Consider the following 20,144-nt stretch of genomic DNA (forward strand, 5'->3'; position numbering starts at 1 on the left):
ACCGGGGTCGTCGATACCGGATCTCGCCGGGTAACGGGGCTTCGTGTGACGTCACGGACACATTGGGTATCGATCCAGGATGCAGACACTCGCCGCCGTCATCGTCGCCCTGGTGCTGATCTCGCTACCCATCCTGGCCGTCGCGGCCGTGCTCGCGGTCGTTTACCGCCGGGCGGCGCCCATCCGAGCCGCGAACGCGATCCCCGCCGCCCGCCCGGCCGGCGGGGACGCGGTTGCCAACCGTGCGGCATCCGGCGTCGGCCGGGCAGCCATCGGCGCCCGGCCGGTCGAGCGCCGTGGCGGCCGCCCGAAGCGGCCCCGCCGTCCACTGCTGTCGCGCCGCCGCCGCCGCACCAGCACCGCCAACCGCACCAGCACCGCCAACCGCACCGACCGCGCCGGCAGTCGGACGTCGTCCAGCTCGCGTTGAGGTCAGTTCTGGCCGGCCCGGGCCGTCGGGGGTGATGATTCGGGCGCGACCTTGCCGAACCGGTCGCATCGCGACACGGGGGAGGACATCGCGCGTCAGGATGGGCACATGAACAACGGCACGGCCAACGGCCGGGAGCCGGCGCCGCCGACCCGCGGGCTGATCGTGGTGGGGCCGGGTGCGGCCTTCGGTGGCCCGCTGCTGCGCCGGTTCGCCGAGGAGGGGTTCGCGCTCGGCGTGCTCTCGCGCTCCTCCGACACGGTGGCCCGGATTACCGCCGAGCTCGCCGCGGACGGCCACGACGTCACGGGCGCGGTCGCCGACGTCACCGACCAGGCGGCCTTCGGGGCGGCGACGCAGCGGCTCGCCGCCGCGATCGGTGGGCTGACCGTGCTGGTCTACAACGCCAAGCTGAGCATCCGTGGCACCGCGTTCTCGGTGCGGGCGGACTCCATGAACCAGACTCTCGCGGTGAACGTGACCGGGGCGCTGACCGCTGTCCAGGCGGCGGTGCCCCTGCTGGTGGACCGGCCGGGCGCCACCGTCCTGCTGACGGTCGCGGGCACCCGCAGCGAGCCGGCGGCGGGGCGTTTCGCGCTCGCGGTGGGCAAGGCCGGCCTGGCGGCGATGGGCGGGGCGATGGCTCCCGGGCTCGCCGCCCAGGGCGTTCGCCTGCGCACGGTGGTGCTGGACGGCCGGGTCGGGCTGTCCGGGCCGCTGCGGCCGGAAGCCGTCGCCGATCACTTCTGGCACGCGTTCGCGGCTCCGGGTGGGACGGCGTTCCGCCTCGCCGCCCCACCGCGCCGGCGCCGCGGCGCCGCCCAGCTCCCGCTGGAGGTCTGACCTGACGATGCCGCCGGCGGCCCGCAGGCTCCGCCCGGCCCCGCCCGGCCCCGCCCGGCCCCGCCCGGCCCCGCCCGGACATCGCCGGTTCTGGCGGCCCCGTCCGGCTCGGGTGGACAACGCACGGAAAACGGATCGAACGGGGCACTTCGCCGCGAGCCATGGAACAGCGCGTCACCGACGAATGTCCGGGTCGGTAATCCGACACGTACACAACACAGGTGATCGGACCCGACACCGCTGTCCAGCCGCCCCACGTGCGACCATCTTTTGATGGGCCGACGGTTCGGACGGCGGCCCGGCTGGTCGAAGGCTCGTGGTCGAGTGCTTCGGCCGTCGCCGTGCCGCCGACCGTCACCTCGTTTCCGCCGCCCGATCGGGCCCGTGCCGACCAGGCACGGGGCCCCGGGGCTGTGGGGCGATGCGTGCGGGGCCGTGCCGCCGGCCGGGCCACGCCGATCGTTGATCGGGGCGGTGGACGACTCGACATGACCGACTGTGACACGGCGGCGCCACGCCGGAGGCCCCGACGTGGCGCGGAGCGGGAGATGTTCCGGTGAACCACGGGCGCGGCGGGGACGGGCAGGAGCCCGCGGACGCCACCAATGTCATGCCCCCCGGGGGATCCGGCGGGGGCGAGGGCGGCACCAGGCCGACCCAGGACGTGCGGCGCCGCTCCCGGCCAGGAGCCCCGGCGGCCCCGCCGCCACCCGCGGACGCGTTCCGCCCGTCCGGTCCGCCACCACCCGCGGACGCGTTCCGCCCCGGCCGTCCGGTGCGCCCTGCCGACGAGCAGCCGGAGCACGATCACGTGCCCCCGATGACGGAGCCCACGCTCGGCGGGGCCATCGACGCGGTCCGGCGCGGTGCCGGGGCCCCCGGCGCGGCGGCGCCCGCTCCGACGGCACCCGTCGGACCGGGTGACCTGTGGACGGGGCCGGCCTCCGGTCAGTCCCCGCGGCCCGGCGCGACCGGCCCCCAGTACGGCCAGCCTGGTCAGGCCGCGGGCACCTACACCGACAGCGGTGGCCATGTCCGCCCGGTGCCCGGGAACGGTGGCTACGGGGAGGCCTACCCGGGCGCGTCCGACAGCGGGGGTCTGCCGGGCGGCCCCGGTGGTCCGCCGGGTGGCTCGGGCCCGGCGCCGGGCCCGGCTCCCGCTCGGCGGCGGCGCCGCGGGCGCATCCTCGCGATCGTCGTTGTGGTCCTCCTTGTGCTCTTCGTGGTGGGCGACCGGGTGGCGGTCGCGATCGCCAAGGACCAGATGGTCAAGCAGATCGAGGTCAGCGTCGCGGAGAGCCTGGAGCCCGGCGCGACTCCGCCGACGGTGAAGAACGTCACCATCGGCGGCTTCCCGTTCCTCACCCAGGTGCTGTTCGGAAAGTTCAAGGACATCGGCGTCACGATCGAGGGAATACCAACCCCCGGCCCGCGTATCTCGCAGGTCCACGCGAATCTCAAAGGCCTTCACGTACCGCTCGGCGACGCACTCTCCGACAACGTCGGCGAGGTGCCGGTGGACGACGTCCGGGCGACGGTTCGGATCAGCTATGACGACCTGAACACCTACCTCGCGAAGCAGGATCCGCCGGTTCAGGTCAACCCGGTGGACGGCGGTGACCGGGTCGAGATCTCCAGCCGGATCGACACCGGGATTCTCGGATCGCAGGAGATCGGTGGCGTGACCACCTTCGAGGTTCAGGACAACGCGCTCACCCTCGTGCCGTCGGAGCTGTCGCTGAAGGGCACGATCAACGCCAACATCCCGCTCCCCGCGGGTCTTCGGCTCGACTCGATCCCCATCCCGATCGCCGGACTGCCGTTCGACCTCAACATCGTCGCGGCGTCGACGGACGCCTCGGGCCTCTCGCTCACCGCGACGGCCAAGGACGTCATCCTGCCGGCCGCCCCTCAGTCGGCTGGCGGGCAGTGATCCACAAGATCGGGATAATTCGGGCGGATCGCCGCGTCGAGGGCTGGCCAGAGGCCCCGGCGCGGTGTCGTGGCCGCCGGGCCGCCCGGCGGCGCCGGGCGGTGGCGGGCCGCGGAGCTCCCGCGGCGGGGGGTGGCCACGGTGCCCCCCGCGGTGGCGTCCACGGGCACCATGGAGATCGCGGCGGGGGGGTGTCCGCGCGGGCCGCGGGCGCGTACGGTAGCGGGTCAGATCGGCGACAGAAGCTGCTCCCGGGTCTTCCGGGCGGGCATTGTCGGTGGTGCACCGATCCCGTCCTCGTCGCCGGTGCTCGTGCCGGACTTGCCACACTCGGTCACAGCTCCGCTGCCGGCGAGATATGAAAGGCACCGGGAAGTGAACGAACGACGCGAGGAGGGTTAGAGGTGTCGGCTCCAGAAACGGCTGAAGCGGCCCGTTCGACGGTGCTCGCGTCACCCGGGCTGGATCAAGGTCGACACCCGACGCTACGATCTGCGGCATCCCGCAAGATCGGTCAAGGTAGTGAGGATCCACCGGTGGTGGCACCGTTGCCCGTCCCGTCCGGAGACCGATCCGGACGATGTGCAGAAGAGGATTTCGGCGGGGCATCCCGGCCTGCGTCCCGTCGTGAAGGGGGAGAGTCGTGCAGACGACGTATCTGAGAGTCGTCACCGAGGCCGGTGCCGCCACTGTGCCGGCAGGTGAGCAGTTCATCATCGGACGTGCTCGGACCGCGGACTACGTCATCGCCGACAGTCGCGTCTCCCGGCGGCACCTGCTGGTCGAGCAGACCGGATCGGGCTGGTCCGTCCGCGACATCAGCTCCAACGGCACCTGGGTCGACGGCCAGCGGATGCCCGAGTCGGTGAGCGTACAGGGCGAGGTCCGGTTCCGGCTCGGCACTCCCAGCGGGCCCGAGGTCGTGGTCATGCCCGAGTTCCCCGCCGCGCGCGGCGGGTTCGACGACGAGCCCGAGTACGACCCGGCCGGCTACGACATGCAGACGATGCTGCCCGGCTCCAGCGGCTACCAGCCCCCGCGGCCCACCGCCCCGAACCGGGGCCAGGGCGGCGGGCGCGGCTCGTCGTCGCCGACCGGGCCGGCCGCCGGCGGCGGCCGTGGCGGCAGCGGCTACGACCCGGCGCGGACGCCGTCCGGCTCGACGAGCCTGGATCAGGAGCATGAGCGCCGGACGACCTACCGGCTCCGGCAGGGCACGATGTCGCTGGGCCGGGCCCGCGACAACGACATCGTCATCACCGACCTGTTGGCCTCCCGCCGGCACGCCGAGCTCTACATCAACCGCAACGGGCTGCAGATCGCCGACCTCGACTCGGCCAACGGCGTCTTCGTCAACGGGCGCCGCATCAGCCGGGCGAACGTGAGCCAGGGCGACGTGATCGCCATCGGCCACCACGTCTTCCAGCTCGAGGGCGAGCTGCTCGTCGAGTACCTCGACTCCGGCGACGTCAGCTTCGAGGCCGATGCCCTGAACGTCTGGGCCGGCGAGAAGCAGCTCATGCACGACATGACCTTCAAGCTTCCCGGGCGTGCGCTGCTCGGCGTGGTCGGCCCGTCCGGTGCCGGCAAGTCGACCCTGCTCAACGCGCTGACCGGGTTCCGCCCGGCGGACAAGGGCAACGTCCGCTACGCCGGCCGGGACATGTACTCCGAGTACGACGAACTGCGCCGCCGGATCGGCTACGTGCCGCAGGAGGACCTGCTGCACACGTCGCTGACCGTCCGCAGGGCGCTCGAGTTCGGCGCCGAGCTGCGGTTCCCGCCGGACACGACGAAGGCCGAGCGTCGGCAGCGGGTCGACGAGGTCCTCGCCGAGCTGGGCCTGACAGCCCACGCGAACACCCAGGTCTCGCGGCTGTCCGGTGGTCAGCGTAAGCGGACCTCGGTCGCCCTGGAGCTGCTGACCAGGCCGACCCTGCTCTACTTGGACGAGCCGACGTCCGGTCTCGACCCGGGCATGGACAAGAACGTCATGGAGTCGCTGCGCAAGCTGGCGGACGACGGCCGTACGGTCGTCGTCGTCACGCACAGCGTTGCCCAGCTCGACCTCTGTGACTACGTGCTGGTCCTCGCGCCCGGTGGCTACGTGGCCTACTTCGGCCCGCCCGGCGACGCCCTGCCCTTCTTCGGCGCGAAGGACTACCCGGACGTCTTCCTCACCCTCGAGGCGACCCCGGGTGCCGAGTCGGCGGCCCGGTTCCGGCAGTCGCGGTACTACGTCCCGGCGTCGATCACCGCGCCGTCGGCGCGGCCGGCGCCCGAGGACCTGCCGTCCATCCGGCAGCAGTCGGTCGTCTCTCAGCTCGTCACGCTGAGTCGACGGACGATGGCCGTCGTCGCCTCCGACAAGTCCTACCTACGCCTGATCATCGCTTTCCCGTTCCTTCTCGGGGCGATCCCACGAGCAATCCCCGGGGATCTGGTGGTGCAAGCGGACGGGCCCAACAGAGACGCCCCGACGGTCCTACTGGTCGTAACACTGTGTGCCTGTTTCATGGGCATGTCGAACTCGGTACGAGAAATCGTCAAGGAGAGACCGATCTATCGCCGAGAACGGGCGATCGGCCTATCCCGGACGGCTTATATCGGCTCGAAGGTCCTGGTTCTGACCCTGGTCACGACCCTGCAGGCCCTGGTGTTCACGACGATCGCCCTGGCCGGCCGCAAGATGGGTGAGGGGCTGTTCGGCTTCCCCTTCCTCGAGGCCGCGATCGCCGTGATCGCGCTGTCGCTCGCCTCGGCCATGCTCGGCCTGGTCATCTCCGCGCTGGTCGACAACGCGGACAAGACCATGCCGCTGCTGGTGCTCATCACCATGGCCCAGCTGGTCTTCTCCGGCGGTCTGGTTCCCGCGGAGGGGACGGCCGGCCTCGAGCAGGCCAGCTGGATCGCACCGGCCCGATGGGGCTTCGCCGCCCTCGCCTCGGTGATCGACCTGAACAAGATCTCCGGCTTCGGCACTCCGATCAACCCGGACTTCCCGGCCGACCCGCTGTACGACTTCACGAGCACCCAGTTCCTGATCGACCTCGGTGGTGCCCTCGCGGTGGGCACCGTCTGCGTGATCGTCACCTCGCTGCTGGTGCGGCGGATGGACCCGAAGACGGCGAAGCGCCGCCCGGCCGCTCCCGCCCGCTAGGCGCCAGCGCGGTCGCGGTCGCGCACACACGGCACGCTCGAAGGGGCGGTGCCCACCCTCGACCAGGGTGGGCACCGCCCCTTCGGCGTTCCGGCCGGCCGGTGGACAAGCTCGTACGGGATCTGGTCGTCCACACCGGCGGCCGGGGCCGGCCGGCGTGCCGCGTGGCGGCGCAGACTCGGGCGCATGCCGGACGTTCACGACCGAGTCGTCGCCCTGGCCCGGAGGCAGGACGACATGATCACCCGTAGCCAGGCCCGCGGGCTCGGCCTGTCCGACGGGGCGATCGCCGCCCGCCGGCGGGCCCACGGCTGGCACACCCCGATCCGTGGCACCCTCGTCATCCCTCCGGTGCGCGACCGGGTGCGTGCCCATGCTCGGGCCGCGCTCGCGGCCGCCGGCGGGACGGTCTGCCTACTGACCGCGGCCCGGCTGCACGGGCTCCCCGGTCTGCCACCCCAGGGCACGACCGAGCCTGTCGACGTCGCCTTCCCGGGCGGGGCCGCGTTCCGCGGCCGGCGTGGCTGCCGGCGTCACTGCATGGAGCTGGCGCCAGGCGAGACGACGGACCTCGCCGGCATCGAGGCGACAACCGCCCACCGCACGCTGCAGGACATCATCCTCCGCCTCGACCGCGCGATCTCCGTACCGATGCTGGACGCTCTCCTGCACCTCGGCTGGCCGAACGGTCGCGGTACATCCGGGGCGGCTCTCGGCGCGGTGCGTCCCTCGCCCGACTTCGTGGATCTGAAGGAGGCGGTGCTGCGTCGCAACGACGCGGGCGAGGGACCACCCGGCATCACCCGGTTATGGGACCTGGTGGACGGGCGCGCGGGTACCCCGCTGGAGTCGCGGGTGCGCCTGGCCCTGGCCGAGGCGGGCCTCGAACCGGAGGCGGTCCGGTGGGCGCCGCCCGGTCCGGCCACCGGCCGGGCCGGTGAGCGGGTGCATCTCGCCTGGCCGTCGGCCGGGCTGGCGGTGCAGACCTACGAGCTCGCGGCCCCGCCGGCCCGGGAGCGGCAGACCGCCCACCGGAGCCGGCTACAGGCGCAGCTGGCCGACCTCGGCATGAGCACCCTGTGGCTCACCTGGAGCGACCTGCACGATCCGGACCATCTGGCTTCGCGAATCCGGCGCCGCCTCGCCAGCTCCGGCCGGTGAGGTGTTCCTGACCAGGCCAGCCCGGGCAGGTGGCACTGTTCGTTCAGGGCTCCCCGCCGGAAAGCGTCCAGCAGGTCAGCACCACGGTCGTCATGAACACTGAACCAGGAAGAACCGTGGCCATGCCGCCCTGGCCGAACCCGAACACTCCGCCCAGCAGAACACCGACGAGCAGGTAGCGCGGACCGCGTCGCCACCACGGGTGGGGGCGGGGCGGCGGATCGTCGCGGTCGACGACGATCCTGCCGTCGGGCCCGAGGACGGCGTTGACGCCGGCACGTGGACGAAGCTCGATCCGCTTCGGCGGATGCCGCCGGACGCGGCCGACGGGCACGAGACGGACACCGCCCGGCAGGTCGACGGCGAGTGCTCCCACCAGCCCCGACGCTGACGATTCGCCCCGCACGGTCACCTCGGCCTTCTCCGGTATCTCCTCGATGCCCGGGTGCCACATGACCCGCTGCCAGGCGTACGGCACCGGACTTCCGAGCTCGTACAGCACGAGCCGGGTACTCGGATAATTGATCCATCCCCGCTGGGTGTATCGCCCGACCCGGGGATGGGCGACCATGGGACGGTCCGGTTGTCTCGCCGCGTATGAGAAGCGCAGGCCACGCGTTCCCCACCACAGCGGCACGACGACCGCGGCCGCACCGGCGTACACAAGGAAGAGGAATGATTCGTCGCCGCCGTGGCCCACTCCCGGCTCCGCGACAAAGCCCTGCGGCGAGGGGTCGGTCGGATCGTAGGCGACAGCGAACTTCTCGCCGACGTGGTACTGGGTGTCCACCTCCAGCCACTGCGCATACGTTCGACCGTCGATACCGGTCCAGCGGACCCGGATTTCGAAGTTCTTCTCGAACCGATCGTTGATCACCGTGCCTTCGACGACGACGGTCGCCCGGCCCCGGGCCACGTCGTAACGATGCGCACGCCAGGCGGCATAGCCGACTGTCACCGCGAGCCCCACCAGGACTACCGAGATTCCGAACACGGCGGCCCGCAGGACCGGTCGCCGGCCGAACCCGCGCTCACTCCTGGTCCTGGTGACGCCGGTGAGTCCTGCCATGTCCCGTCCCGCTCTCAGATCGGCTGCGACGGCCAACATGACCGTCTCTGTGTCTCATTTCGTTGGTGGTTGTCAGGTCGGCGGATATCACGTCGGTGAGCGCGGCGTCCTTCTCGGAGAATCGAAGAACGATTCACGGCGGCACTGCCAACGACAGAGACGTCGGCAGCTCATGGAAGGAACCGCGGGGGGAGTGGGCTACGGCCGGTCTTCGGGTTTGGACGCGGCAACGCGCTCAAGGACGACCAGAGGCCTCCAGGGAAGGTCTACTAACACGGCGGGGCACAACACAGCTCGCTCGCCGACCAGACTTCCCGGCACACCGGGGCAAATGTTATCGGTCCGCCACCGGGACCGCAAGTACCGCTGTCGAGGGGCTGAAACCGAAACCATCCCGAAAAGCGTGATCGCCTGACGCTGTGTCTCGCGTCAGGCGATCACGCTTTTCGGGATGGAGGTGGTCCTCCCGGTGGGAGGCGTGGGGCTTTGGTCAGCCGCTCGCCCAGCGGATGTGGAAGCCCGCGGTGCTGGTGAGGAGACGGTCCGCCGCGGTCGTGTCCGCCGGGTCCGTGAGGTAGATCCGGCGGAGCGGCGTGCCCCGCTCGCCGGTGAAACTCAGGAGCTTTCCGTCGGGTGAGTAGGCCGGATCCTGGTCCCGGCCCGGCTCGGCGGTGACACGCTCCACTGCCGAGCCGTCGGTGTTCATCTGGTAGATCTCAAGGTCACCGTCGACCTCGCGGCTGAAGGCGATCCGCTTTCCGTCCGGGGAGAAGGTCGGGTCGGCGTCCCGGTTGCCCTGGCCGTTGGTGATCGGCGTCGGCTGGGAGTCGGGCCTCGCCGGGATCGTCACGATGAAGCCGCGGTCGCTCTCCGTCTCGGACGACCAGTAGGCGATGAGCTCACCGCTCGGTGACCAGGCCGGGTCGGTCGCCTGGGGCTTGGCACCGAGGCGGAACAACCCGGAGCCATCGAGCGAGACCACATACAGACCCGGGTTCGGGAATCCGGACTCATCGGTCGTCGATCGCACGACGAGGAACTTGCCGTCCGGAGACAGCGATGGCCGGGCGTCGTCGGCGATCGTCAGCTTCGCCGCGGGGCCGCTGGTGAACAGCTTCACCGGGGACCCCGATCCGTCCGCCGCCACCGCGTAGAGGGCGTTGGGCGAGCCCTTGCGGAAGAAGACGACCGTCCGGCGATCCTTGCTGATCGAGGGCAGCATGTCGTTCTCGGCCGCGGTGGTGATCGGCTTGATGTCCGTGAGCTCCCCCTGCGCGGGGGGAACGCGGCCTGTGAACAGGTCGTAGTTGCCGTTCTGGTCGCTGGCGAAGACCATCGTGTCGAGGTCGAGCGGGGTTGCCGCCTGCGGAATCCCGGACGCGGCCCCGCCGCTGGCGGCGGCTGACCCGCTGGACGCGGTGGAGCTGTCGTTGCTGTCGTCGCCGCCGTTGGTCGCGATCAGGGTCGCGGCGACAACCACCGCCGCGACCGCCGCCGCGGCGCCGACGATTACGGGCGTCCGGCGCTTCTTGTCCGGCGCGCCGCCCGTGCCGCCCGTCCCCGGAGTGTCGCCGCCCTGCGCAGGAGGCGTCGGGCCGCCTGCCTGGGGGTGGAAGCCGCCCTGGGTGCCCGGGCGGCCGCCGACGCCGGTCGGCAGCCTGGTGGGGGCCTCGGTGCTGCTGTAGCCGGCGGGACCCTGGGTCCCGGCCGCGGTGGCCATCGTCGGGCCGTCCTCCGCCGGGCCGCTGCCGGGCACGGGCAGGTTCCAGCCCTGCAGGACGTTGGTGACCTCACGCGGGTCGATCGTGGCGTCGGCGTCCTCGCCGGAGTCGCCGAGCAGGCGGAGCATGAGCTGCTGCGCGGTCGGCCGGGTGGTCGGGTTCTTGCGCATCGCGTGCCAGACGATGGGGTGCAGCGCCGGGTCGACACCGTCGAGCCGCGGCTCCTCGTGCAACGCCCGGTAGAGCAGCACCTGCGCGTTGCCGTCCCCGAACGGGTAGCGCCCGGTGGCGGCGTAGGTCACCACACCGCCCCACGCCCAGATGTCGACGGCCGGGGTGACGGTTCCGCCCTCGATCTGCTCGGGGGACATGAAGGCGGGGGTGCCGAGCTGCTGGAGGTCACCGGTGAGGTTCGTGGCGGCGTCCAGCGCGCGGGCGATGCCGAAGTCGATGACGCGGGGCCCGAACGGTGAGAGCACGACGTTCGACGGCTTGAGATCGCGGTGCACGATGCCGGCCCGGTGGATCGCGGTCAGCGCCGCCGCCACCCCGACGGCGAGCTGCTCGAGATTGGCGTCGGCGAGCGGGCCGTTGCGGGCGACGAAACGCGAGAGAGTCTCGCCCTCGATGAACTCGGTGACCAGGTAGGGCTGGGGCGCGTCCGGGTCGGCGTCGAGGACCTCCGCCGTGCAGACGCGGGCGACCCGGCGAGCCGTCTCGGCCTCGAGCCGGAACCGGGCGCGGAACTCGGAGTCGTCGGCCACGTCGGCGCGGATCACCTTGATCGCGACGAGTCGGCCCTGCTGCGACTTGCCGAGGTAGACCGTGCCCATGCCGCCCTGGCCGAGCTTGCTCAGCAACTGGTACGAACCGAGTTCACGGGGATCGTCCGCGCCGAGCGGAACGGTCCTCGCCGTCACACCGGCATCCGATGACATCGAGCCCACCCTCACCTGCCGTGGCGGGTCGAGTGCCTCATGTGAGGATCGCCGCCGTGTACCGGAGTCTGTTCACTATCGGTAGATCACTACCACAGAATTGGGTCCGAGCGCCATTCCCGCGAATCGGAAGAGAATCCTGCGCAGTCGGCATCACTGTATGCGGGGGCGGTGGTGAAAGCGCACCCCGCCCGGCTGTCTTTGGGCGGACATGCCCGCCGGCGCGGGGTCGGTGTCGGTGCTCCGACAATGCTGTGCGATTGTTCCGGGTGGCGTGCCCGCGCGGCAGCCCACCGGGACGGCCACCGGCGGTGGGCGGGAACAGCCAGGTCCGGGCCGCCTCGACGGCCGGCGGAGCCACGTCGACAGCCCCGGACCCGGCGGGCCCCCGACCGTCGACGGTCTCCTGGCCGGAATGCCCGGCCCACCACCTCCTGTAACGCGTGCCCCGGATGCCTGTGTGTGCGCTGCCGGGCCGCGTGACGCCTGTCGTCCGGCGCGCGGCCGGTGGACGGGAAACGGCGTTCCGGTAGGTGGTGGGCCTTGAAACGAGAGACCGGCCGGACCCGGGCGAGAGGAATGCGCTCGGGGCCGACCGGTTCGCGAACAGGCGTGCGAGAACTATGTCACGATATGTACGCCGTAGCGTGCCGCGACGTTGTTCCACAGCTCGGCGTACGAGGTGGTTCCGTTACCCGCGATGACGTGCCCGCGGATGTGCTTGTCGGTGCCGCTGGTGGAGCCGACGAAGAACGGCGAGCCGGAGTCGCCGCCCTGTGGGAGGACACCGCCGGTGAAGGCGGCCACGGGCGACTTGCAGCCGCTGCTGGTGCAGACGGTGGCCGTGACGCTCTGCACGGTGTGCCCGCAGTTCTCACCCGTCGTGCGGCCGCTGTGGCAGTAGTTGGTGAAACCGACGACGGGATTGCCGGCGCCGGCGACGTGGTAACCGGTGCTGCTGTTGACGCCGCCGCCGTAGATGAACGATCCGTACGACTGACCGCCGAGCAGCTCCATGTCCTTGCTGGGCAGACCGTTGTCGCTGACGACGCCGAAGGTGCGGTTGCCCAGCTCCGTGACCTCGGTCGCGCCGTTGGACGCGCAGTGCCCGGCGGTCACCTGGTAGCGGGTGTTCGCCGAGTTGGCGACGGTGTAGCCCGAGGAACAGATGGCCCCACCGGACCTGATCCCGGCGCCACCCCAGAATGCGGGGATGTCGTCGCGCCGGCTGAACAGGTCGGTGACCTTCCCCTTGCGGACCACGACCTGGCTCGCGTCCTTGCCGAGCAGCGCGGCCACGTCCCGCGCGGGGGCGTCGGTCTCGACGATGACCTTGCCCAGGTCGGGGTCGGCGTAGACGCCGAAGGTGTAGGAGGTGCCCTTGGTCTGGACGAAGGAGACGACCTTCGACCCGACCGTGCTTGAGGTCGCGGCCAGATCGGCCGCGACCTGGTCCGTCGCGAAGGTGGCATCCGCGGCCGGAGCGGCCACCGCGTTGTCTACCGCGATGGTCGCCTTGCTGTCGCCTGACGAGTTCGCGGCGTACACCGGAATCGTGCTCGCTATCACGGTGAATCCGGCCATCGCCAGGCCGGCTCCGCCCCAGCGGAGCCTCGATCTGGAATTTCTCACCTAGTACTCTCCGAAAATCTGCAGAACGATTGTCGGATGCGTTCAGGTTGTCTGCTCACCTGGTGCATCTCTCCGAATCACTGGAGATCGTCGGCACAGTACCGAGGTGGTTCGGAGCGTCGAGGCTTCGACGCCTGTCTCCTTCTTGACAAGGAAAGCCGCACAAACAGCGCGTTGTGCGGTGATGTCCGCGGCTAGTAGTCCTCGACCTTTTCCCGCCGGATCTGGACGAGATCGGCGTCGGCGCCGACGAGTTGGTCCGTCACGTTCGCGGGGGCGTCGGTCTCCAGGATGACCCTTCCTATCCCGGAATCGATGTAGACCCCGAAGGAGTACGAGGTGTCATGGGCCTGGGCATAGGCCGTGACCCGGCGTTCTATTTCCGCCGAGACACGGCGTAGGTCTTCCGGGTCCGGGCGTGGTGTGGCATCTGTGTCGGCCGCGGGAGGGGAATCGGCCCCACCGCCCGGGCCGCGCACCGGACCGGGCTGGCACGCGGCCCCGGTCGCCGCCAGAACCGCGAGCAGAAAGCCGAGGCCACCGCGGCGGAAAATCGGCCTGAACCGTCCCATGGAATGTCCTCCTGCGGGTCGCCGGGGTGATGTCGGCACGGTGATTGTCGTCGCCCGGCGGCCCGCTTCGGCGCAGCGGCGGGCGTGGAGGGACCCACCGGCCACGGACCGTTTCACCTGCCGCAGCCGCGCTGATGTGTCGGGTACCTGATGATCTGGCCTGGTACGTGCATGCCCGGGGTCTCTGTGCGGGTGCACCCGCAGTTGTGCCATTCTCGGCAACGACATACCTCGCGCCCGGATGGGGTGGGCACGGCCGCGGTCGCGAGCGCCGACGACGAAAGGGCTGGACGCGTGCCGCGTTTTAGTCGGGCCACGGTGACCAGTGCGGTGCTCGCCGTCCTGGCGCTGATCACCGCGGTGACGCTCGTCACGCTCGCCGCCGTCCGTGATGATTCCGCCGCGTACGCGGCCGGCGGGCCCGGTGAGGGCGGGAACGGCGGTGCCGGGAACGGCGATCCCATCGGCCCCCGCTGGGGTTTCCTGCGCTCCGACGTCGTGTCGCCCGCGGCTCCGCTGGAGCCCCCCGACTCCGCCGCGGCCGGGAGCTGGCAGGTCGTCGACGCCCTGGCCGAGGCCCGACCGGTGATCTCCCGTACGGCCGTGGGCCGGTACAGCGTGGTTTTTCCCGGCCTGGGCGTGTCGCGGCGGCGCGGAGTCGCCCTGGCGACCGCGATCGGCGGGCCCGCCGCGGCCGGCCGAACCGGCACCGGCCCGAACCCAGCCACGACCGGCGCCGCGGATGCCGACACCGACGCGCCGTCCGGTGCCGTCACCGACGCGGCCGCGCCGGCCCACTGCCACATCGTCGACTGGGACGCGGTGGCGCCACCACCGGGCGAGCCCGGCGCGGTGACCGGCGCGCGATCGGCGTCCGGGCCGCCCGAGCGGCTGGACGAGCGCGTCAACCTGGCCTGCCGCCGTCCGTCCGGTGACTTCGTCGACTCCCGGTTCAGTCTTCTGTTCACCTACGTGCCCGAGGGCTACCGACCACCGGTCGGGGATCCTCCATATGCGTACGTGCACCTCGACCAGGGCGGCCGCGCTGACTCCCGGCCCCGCGACGCCTACAGCGTGTCCGGGCCCGGCATGGTCCAGGTCCACCATCTCGGCACCGGCCGCTATGCCGTCGACCTGGTCGGGTCGGAGTTCGTCCGCCCCGGGAACAACCTCCAGGTCAACGCAGCTGGTACCTCCGCCGCCGGGTGCAACGTCCTCGGCCGGGAGGTCAAGGCCGACCGGCAGTCCGTCCTGGTCGGCTGCGCCGACGGCACGACGTTGGCGGACACCCCGTTCGTCCTGCTGCACACCGACCGGAACGCGCTGGTGCCGACCGGCGCGAGCGACTTCGCGCAGTTGTTCACCGGCATTGTCCGCGACGGCGGACCCCTCGAGCCGGCGCCGCTCGGGGACCCGGTCGACGCCTGGGCGCGCTACTCGGCGAACAGCGCCGGGTCGGTCAACACGGTGCGGCGCACAGGAGTCGGCGTCTACGAGGTGGTCCTTCCCGGCGTCGCCGGGACGCCCGACCACCTCAGCGTGACCGCCTACGGCGAACCGACCTCGAGGTGCTCGGTGGACAACTGGACGTCGGGCTTCAAGCCGCGCGACGTGACCGCCACCGTCCGGTGCGTCGACGGGTCGGGCCGCCCGGTCGACAGCCACGCGAGCGTGGCCTATGTCAGTGCGGCGAACCTCACCGGCGGCTGACGCGCCCTCCGGCCGGACCACCAGACGCAGTCGATGCCCCCGACATCGCCCCCGTTACCGCGTCGGCGGTCCGGCCTACGCCAGATTGAAGACCGCTTCACGTCGGCAGACCCCGTATGTTGCCGGGATTCCGCGACTCAATCCGGTAAATCCGTGCGCCGTGCGGCTCCGACCGCCGCCATCCGCGGATCAGGAGAGGCGCATTCCGGAGATGGCCCGCGCGACCACGAGCCGCTGGATCTCCGACGTCCCCTCGAAGATGGTGTAGATCTTGGCGTCGCGGTACATGCGCTCCACCGGGTGCTCGCGGCTGTAGCCGGCGCCGCCGAGGATCTGCACCGCCTTCTCGGTCGCCCACACCGCGACCTCGCCGGCCTTGAGCTTCGACATCGAGCCCTCCCCGGCCTCGAAGCGCCGCTCGTTGCGGCCCATCCACGCGGCGCGCCAGATGAGCAGGCGGGCCGCGTCGATCTCCATCCGCATGTCGGCCAGCGCGAACGCGACGGCCTGGTTGGTGATGATCGGACGTCCGAACTGCTCGCGGTGGCGGGCGTAGTCCAGCGCGTACTCGTAGGCGGCCCGGGCGATGCCCACCGCCTGCGCGCCGACCGTGGGGCGGGTCATCTCGAAGGTCTGCAGGGCGGCCTGGCCGGCGGAGCGGGAGCCCTCGCGGGCGCGGGCGAGCCGCTCGTCCAGCTTCTCCTTGCCGCCGAGCAGGCACCGGCCGGGCACCCGGACGTCGTCGAGGAAGACGTCTGCGGTGTGCGAGGCCCGCAGGCCGAGTTTCTTGATCTTCCTGTTCCCGGTCAGCCCGGGGGTGCCGGGCGGGACGACGAACGCGGCCTGGCCGCGGCCGCGCAGCGTCGGGTCGACCGAGGCGACGACCACGTGGACGTTCGCGATGCCGCCGTTCGTGATCCACGCCTTCTGGCCGTTGATCACCCATTCGTCGGTCGCCTCGTCGTAGCGGGCGCGGACCCGCATCGACGAGACGTCCGAGCCGGCCTCGGGCTCGGACACGCAGTACGCGGCCACCTTCGGGTCGGCGGCGTCACCGAAGCACTGGGGCACCCATTCGCCGAGCTGGTCGAACGTGCCGGCCGACGCGATCCCGGCGACCGCCAGCGACGTTCCCATGATCGACATGCCGATGCCCGCGTCGCCCCAGAACAGCTCCTCGGAGAGGAGCGGCAGGCCCAGGCCGGTCTCCTCGGCCCACAGCGTGGCCAGCGTGTCGAAGTTGTAGAGGCCGATCTTGGCGGCCTCCTGGATCACTGGCCAGGGAGTCTCCTCCCGCTCGTCCCACTCGGCCGCCGCCGGGCGGACGACGTCCGCGGCGAAGCCGTGCACCCACCGCCGCAGCTCAGTCTGCTCGTCGGTGAGGTCGAGGCTGAAGCCGCTCACTGGTTTCCTCTCGTTGCCCCGGCCGTCCGGACCGGTACGTGTCGCGCCGATGGGTCCTACATTCTCCCTTGACGATCCGTCGGCCGCAGCGTCGGGCGGTGCCGGGCGGTCGAACAGGCGGTGACGAGAGCGAGGCGGGATCATGGCCGATCTGCCGAACATCAACAGCACGCTGGACGCCGAAGAGCACGACCACGACCACGACCAGGCTTACGAGCGCGACGAGTACGACGAGTTCGGGCTGCTCCACGAGAACGCCGACGAGCTGGGCATCCCCTATCAGGGCCGGCCGGACGTCACCCGCGGCCACGTGGAGGTCGAACCCGGGCGGCGGTTGAGCCACATCCGATGGGGGACGGCCGACCCGGAGATCGTGTTCCTGCACGGCGGCGGTCAGAACGCCCATACCTGGGACTCGGTCGTGCTGGCCCTCGGCCGGCCCGCGATCGCCTTCGACCTGCCCGGTCACGGCCGGTCGTTCCGGCGTCCGGACCGGAACTACGGCCCGTGGGCGAGCGGCGCGGCGGTGGCGACGGCGCTGGGTGAGCTGGCGCCGAACGCGGCGGTCATCGTCGGTATGTCCCTCGGGGGCGCCACCACCATCCACCTCGCCGCGACCCGGCCCGACCTGTGCCGGCGCGCGGTCATCGTGGACGTCACCCCCCAGTCGGCCGACCGGAGCCGGGCGATGAACACCGCGGAGCGCGGCGCGGTGGCGCTGGTCGGCGGCCAGCCCACCTACGACTCGTTCGAGCAGATGGCCGACGCGGCGGTCCGGCTCAGCCCGAACCGGCCGGCCTCGGGCGTCCGCCGCGGCGTGCGGCACAACGCCTACCAGCGCGCCGACGGCCGGTGGGCGTGGCGCTACGACCTGGGCGGCCCCGGCGCGACGACCGAGGTGACCGGCATGGACAGCCTGTGGGAGGAGGTGGACACGATCACCGTCCCGCTACTGCTCGTGCGCGGGGCGCTGTCCCGGTTCGTCCATGATGACGACGTCGAGCAGTTCCGCCGCCGTCTGCCGGCGCTGCGCTCCGTCGTGGTGGACGGCGCCGGCCACGCGGTGCAGAGCGACCGCCCGCACGAACTCGTCCGCCTGATCCGGGAGTTCGCCTTCGCCTAGCGCGCCGGTGGTTCCGACCGCGGGCCGCCGCGGTGCCGGCGCGGTGCCGGCCCCTGCGCTGGCGCGGCGCCGGCAGGCGGGCCGGGAGTGCGGGGGACCGTCGCGGGTAGCCCAGTCTCATGGCTGGAACTGACACCGGTGCGATCGTGCGTGAACTGCTCGCCCGGCACGGCCGCACGTACGCCGAGGAGATCGACGTCGACGTCCCCGCCGACACGGCTGAGTCGATGTTCGGACTGCTGGTGTTCGCGCTGCTCGCGAGCGCCCGCATCCGCACGCCGATCGCCGTCGGCGCGTTCCGTGCGCTGCGTGAGCAGGGGTGGACGTCCGCGGCCGCCCTGGGTGAGGCGTCGTGGGCGGACCGGGCCCGCGTGCTCAACCGCAGCGGGTACGCCCGCTACGACGAGAGCACCTCGCGCACGCTCGGCGACGCCTGCGCCTACCTGCTCGACACCTACGACGGCGACATCCGGCGCCTGCGCGACGCGGCGGAGCGCACCCCGGACCGCGAGCGGGTCCTGCTCCAGAAGATCAAGGGGATAGGGCCGGTCGGCGCGGACATCTTCCTGCGCGAGGCCCAGGCCGCCTGGGACGAGCTGGTGCCCTACGCGGACCAGCGGGCGCTGGCGGCGGCGGCCGAGCTGGGCCTGCCGACCGACCCGCGGGACCTGAGCGACCTCGTCGAACGCGAGGAGGTACCGCGCCTCGTCGCGGCGCTGGTGCGCACCCGGCTCGAGCACGACGCCGACGACGTGCGGCAGGCGGCGGCCCCCGGCGGGTGACGGCCTCGGCACCACGGACAGGCTGCCCGGGACCGGGGCCCAGGCCGCTGAACGGACCTCAGCGAGGGAGTGAACAGCATGACGAATCTCGGTCATGACGCGGGCCGCCGTGCGGACACCGCGCGCCAGGTCGCGTTCCTCACCGCGAAGGAAGGCGTTGAGCAGGTCGAGCTGACCGGACCCTGGCGGGCCGTGCGCGACGCCGGGTTCACCCCGGTCCTGGTCTCGACGGAGGAGGGGACGGTCCAGGCGTTCCACCATCTCGATCGTGCCGACACCTTCCCGGTGGACGCGACGGTCACCAGCGCCGACCCGGGTGACTTCGACGCGTTGGTGCTTCCCGGCGGGGTGGCCAATCCGGACACCCTGCGCTGGCAGCCGGGCGTCGTGCCGTTCGTCCGGACCTTCTTCGACCGTGGTCTTCCAGTGGCCGTGATCTGCCACGGCCCGTGGACGTTGATCGAGGCCGACGTCGTCCGGGGCCGGCGGGTCACGAGCTGGCCGAGCCTGCGGACGGACCTGCGCAACGCCGGTGCCACCTGGGTCGACGACGAGGTCGTGATCTGCCGGTCGGGGCCCAGTCCGCTGATCAGCAGCCGGCGGCCGGGTGATCTGCCGGCTTTCGAGTCCGCGCTCGTCGGTGAGCTGGCGCCGGCGCACGTCTGAACGCGGCCCGGCGGGCTCCGCCGCGCGGCGGGCACGGCGACCGTCACCCCGGCCGTCGGCCGCGCGGCGCCGCGCTGGACGTAGCCTGGGTGGCCGAGGAGAATCCGCGCCCGATCCGTCCACCGGCAGCCGCGTGCCGTCCTTCGGGGTCGGTTGGTGCCGGGCCAGCGTTGGCCCGGTGACCTCCCGATGACCTCCCGGGGAGCGGCCGGCGCCGTGGCCGGCGAAGGCGCCCGTCCGGGAGACGCGGCAGGTCGACAGCGGGACACGTCGTGGTGCGCGCTTCGGCGGGCGGGATGATCCGGGTGTGGCGGGCTGTTGGCGCCCGTGTACCCGCACCGGGACCTCCTCCCGGCCCGCCTCCCGCCTCCCGCCACCCGACCCGAAGGGACATCCGGTGCCGACGACACGTGACGGAGAGCTCGCCCGTGAGCAGGCCTACGTCGACACCCTCTACGGCCGGTTGGACGAGGTCCGGGAGACCACCAAGGGACAACTCCGACAGGTGCTGCTCGAGGCTGGCACCGGCACGCCGCAGTCGATCGTGGAACGCGACGTGTTCGCCGCGACGCATGCCGACCGGCTGGCCCGGCTCGACGCCGCCGAGGGGCGGCTGTGCTTCGGCGCGATGGACCACGCGGCCGGGGGGCGCACCTACATCGGCCGGATCGGGCTGACCGACCAGGAACAGGAGCCGATCCTGGTCGACTGGCGGGCGCCCGTGGCCACCGCGTTCTACCAGGCGACCATCGCCGATCCGCGTGGCCTGACCCGCCGCCGCCATCTGCGCACCCGCGGTCGGCGGGTCACCGGCCTCGCCGACGACCCGCTCGACCCCCGCGCCTACCTCGCGCAGGCCGGCGCCGCCGGCGGGGGGGGGGGGGGGGGCCCCCGCCCCCCGGCGGGGCGGGCGCCCCCCCCGCCCACGACCTGCGCCGCGGCCAGTGCCGTGATCAGTCGTTGAGGGAGGCCGGCTCGGCGTTCCTGATGCCCTGCCGGA

Annotated in this window: 14 protein-coding genes and 1 pseudogene; 10 read left to right on the plus strand and 5 right to left on the minus strand. The window is 72.0% G+C overall.

The genetic code is table 11. The annotated features are described in order from the left end of the window. Positions 1-79: 79 nt before the first annotated feature. The 5 genes from MXD62_RS31755 (at position 80) to MXD62_RS31775 (ending at position 7,527) form a co-directional block, all read left to right on the plus strand. Positions 80-430, plus strand: a complete 351-nt coding sequence (locus tag MXD62_RS31755; protein ID WP_248833056.1) for a hypothetical protein — start codon at positions 80-82, stop codon at positions 428-430. A 108-nt stretch (positions 431-538) separates the two neighbouring features. After that, complete coding sequence (locus tag MXD62_RS31760) at positions 539-1,273, plus strand: SDR family oxidoreductase (RefSeq protein ID WP_248833057.1); 735 nt, start codon at positions 539-541, stop codon at positions 1,271-1,273. Between the two features lie 556 nt (positions 1,274-1,829). Then, positions 1,830-3,206, plus strand: coding sequence for a DUF2993 domain-containing protein (locus tag MXD62_RS31765; protein ID WP_248833058.1), 1,377 nt, complete (start codon positions 1,830-1,832; stop codon positions 3,204-3,206). Between the two features lie 643 nt (positions 3,207-3,849). Next, complete coding sequence (locus MXD62_RS31770) at positions 3,850-6,366, plus strand: FHA domain-containing protein (RefSeq protein WP_248833059.1); 2,517 nt, start codon at positions 3,850-3,852, stop codon at positions 6,364-6,366. Positions 6,367-6,414: 48 nt separating this feature from the next. Continuing rightward, the gene (locus MXD62_RS31775) at positions 6,415-7,527 is read left to right on the plus strand and encodes a type IV toxin-antitoxin system AbiEi family antitoxin domain-containing protein (protein ID WP_248833060.1); all 1,113 of its coding nucleotides are present in this window, start codon (positions 6,415-6,417) and stop codon (positions 7,525-7,527) included. Positions 7,528-7,570: 43 nt separating this feature from the next. Here the strand turns inward: MXD62_RS31775 and MXD62_RS31780 are convergent, their stop codons facing one another. The 4 genes from MXD62_RS31780 to MXD62_RS31795 all read right to left on the minus strand — a co-directional run bounded on the left by MXD62_RS31780 (position 7,571) and on the right by MXD62_RS31795 (position 13,459). After that, the gene (locus MXD62_RS31780; RefSeq protein ID WP_248833061.1) at positions 7,571-8,596 is read right to left on the minus strand and encodes a hypothetical protein; all 1,026 of its coding nucleotides are present in this window, start codon (positions 8,594-8,596) and stop codon (positions 7,571-7,573) included. 490 nt (positions 8,597-9,086) lie between these two features. Next, positions 9,087-11,255: a protein kinase gene (locus MXD62_RS31785; protein ID WP_248833062.1), complete on the minus strand. Its 2,169-nt coding sequence runs from the start codon at positions 11,253-11,255 to the stop codon at positions 9,087-9,089. A gap of 621 nt (positions 11,256-11,876) precedes the next feature. Further along, a complete protein-coding gene (locus MXD62_RS31790) occupies positions 11,877-12,887 on the minus strand; it encodes a S1 family peptidase (protein ID WP_248833063.1) in 1,011 nt (336 codons plus the stop codon). Positions 12,888-13,081: 194 nt separating this feature from the next. Then, a complete protein-coding gene (locus MXD62_RS31795) occupies positions 13,082-13,459 on the minus strand; it encodes a hypothetical protein (RefSeq protein WP_248833064.1) in 378 nt (125 codons plus the stop codon). Positions 13,460-13,753: 294 nt separating this feature from the next. Here MXD62_RS31795 and MXD62_RS31800 point away from each other — a divergent pair, with 294 nt between their 5' ends. Next, complete coding sequence (locus tag MXD62_RS31800; RefSeq protein ID WP_248833065.1) at positions 13,754-15,169, plus strand: hypothetical protein; 1,416 nt, start codon at positions 13,754-13,756, stop codon at positions 15,167-15,169. A 189-nt stretch (positions 15,170-15,358) separates the two neighbouring features. Here the strand turns inward: MXD62_RS31800 and MXD62_RS31805 are convergent, their stop codons facing one another. Further along, entirely contained in the window at positions 15,359-16,573 is a 1,215-nt protein-coding gene (locus MXD62_RS31805) for an acyl-CoA dehydrogenase family protein (RefSeq protein WP_248833066.1), read from the minus strand. Between the two features lie 142 nt (positions 16,574-16,715). Between MXD62_RS31805 and MXD62_RS31810 the strand changes: the two genes are divergently transcribed. The 4 genes and pseudogenes from MXD62_RS31810 to MXD62_RS31825 form a co-directional block, all read left to right on the plus strand. Beyond that, positions 16,716-17,696, plus strand: a complete 981-nt coding sequence (locus tag MXD62_RS31810) for an alpha/beta fold hydrolase (RefSeq protein ID WP_248833067.1) — start codon at positions 16,716-16,718, stop codon at positions 17,694-17,696. A gap of 119 nt (positions 17,697-17,815) precedes the next feature. Further along, entirely contained in the window at positions 17,816-18,478 is a 663-nt protein-coding gene (locus MXD62_RS31815) for a hypothetical protein (protein WP_248833068.1), read from the plus strand. Between the two features lie 78 nt (positions 18,479-18,556). Then, positions 18,557-19,144, plus strand: a complete 588-nt coding sequence (locus tag MXD62_RS31820; protein ID WP_248833069.1) for a type 1 glutamine amidotransferase domain-containing protein — start codon at positions 18,557-18,559, stop codon at positions 19,142-19,144. Positions 19,145-19,541: 397 nt separating this feature from the next. Further along, positions 19,542-19,988: pseudogene (locus MXD62_RS31825) on the plus strand (helicase); the annotation flags it as partial. Between the last annotated feature and the right edge of the window lie 156 nt (positions 19,989-20,144).

Source organism: Frankia sp. Mgl5, from assembly GCF_023242985.1.
GTDB classification, from domain to species: domain Bacteria; phylum Actinomycetota; class Actinomycetes; order Frankiales; family Frankiaceae; genus Parafrankia; species Parafrankia soli.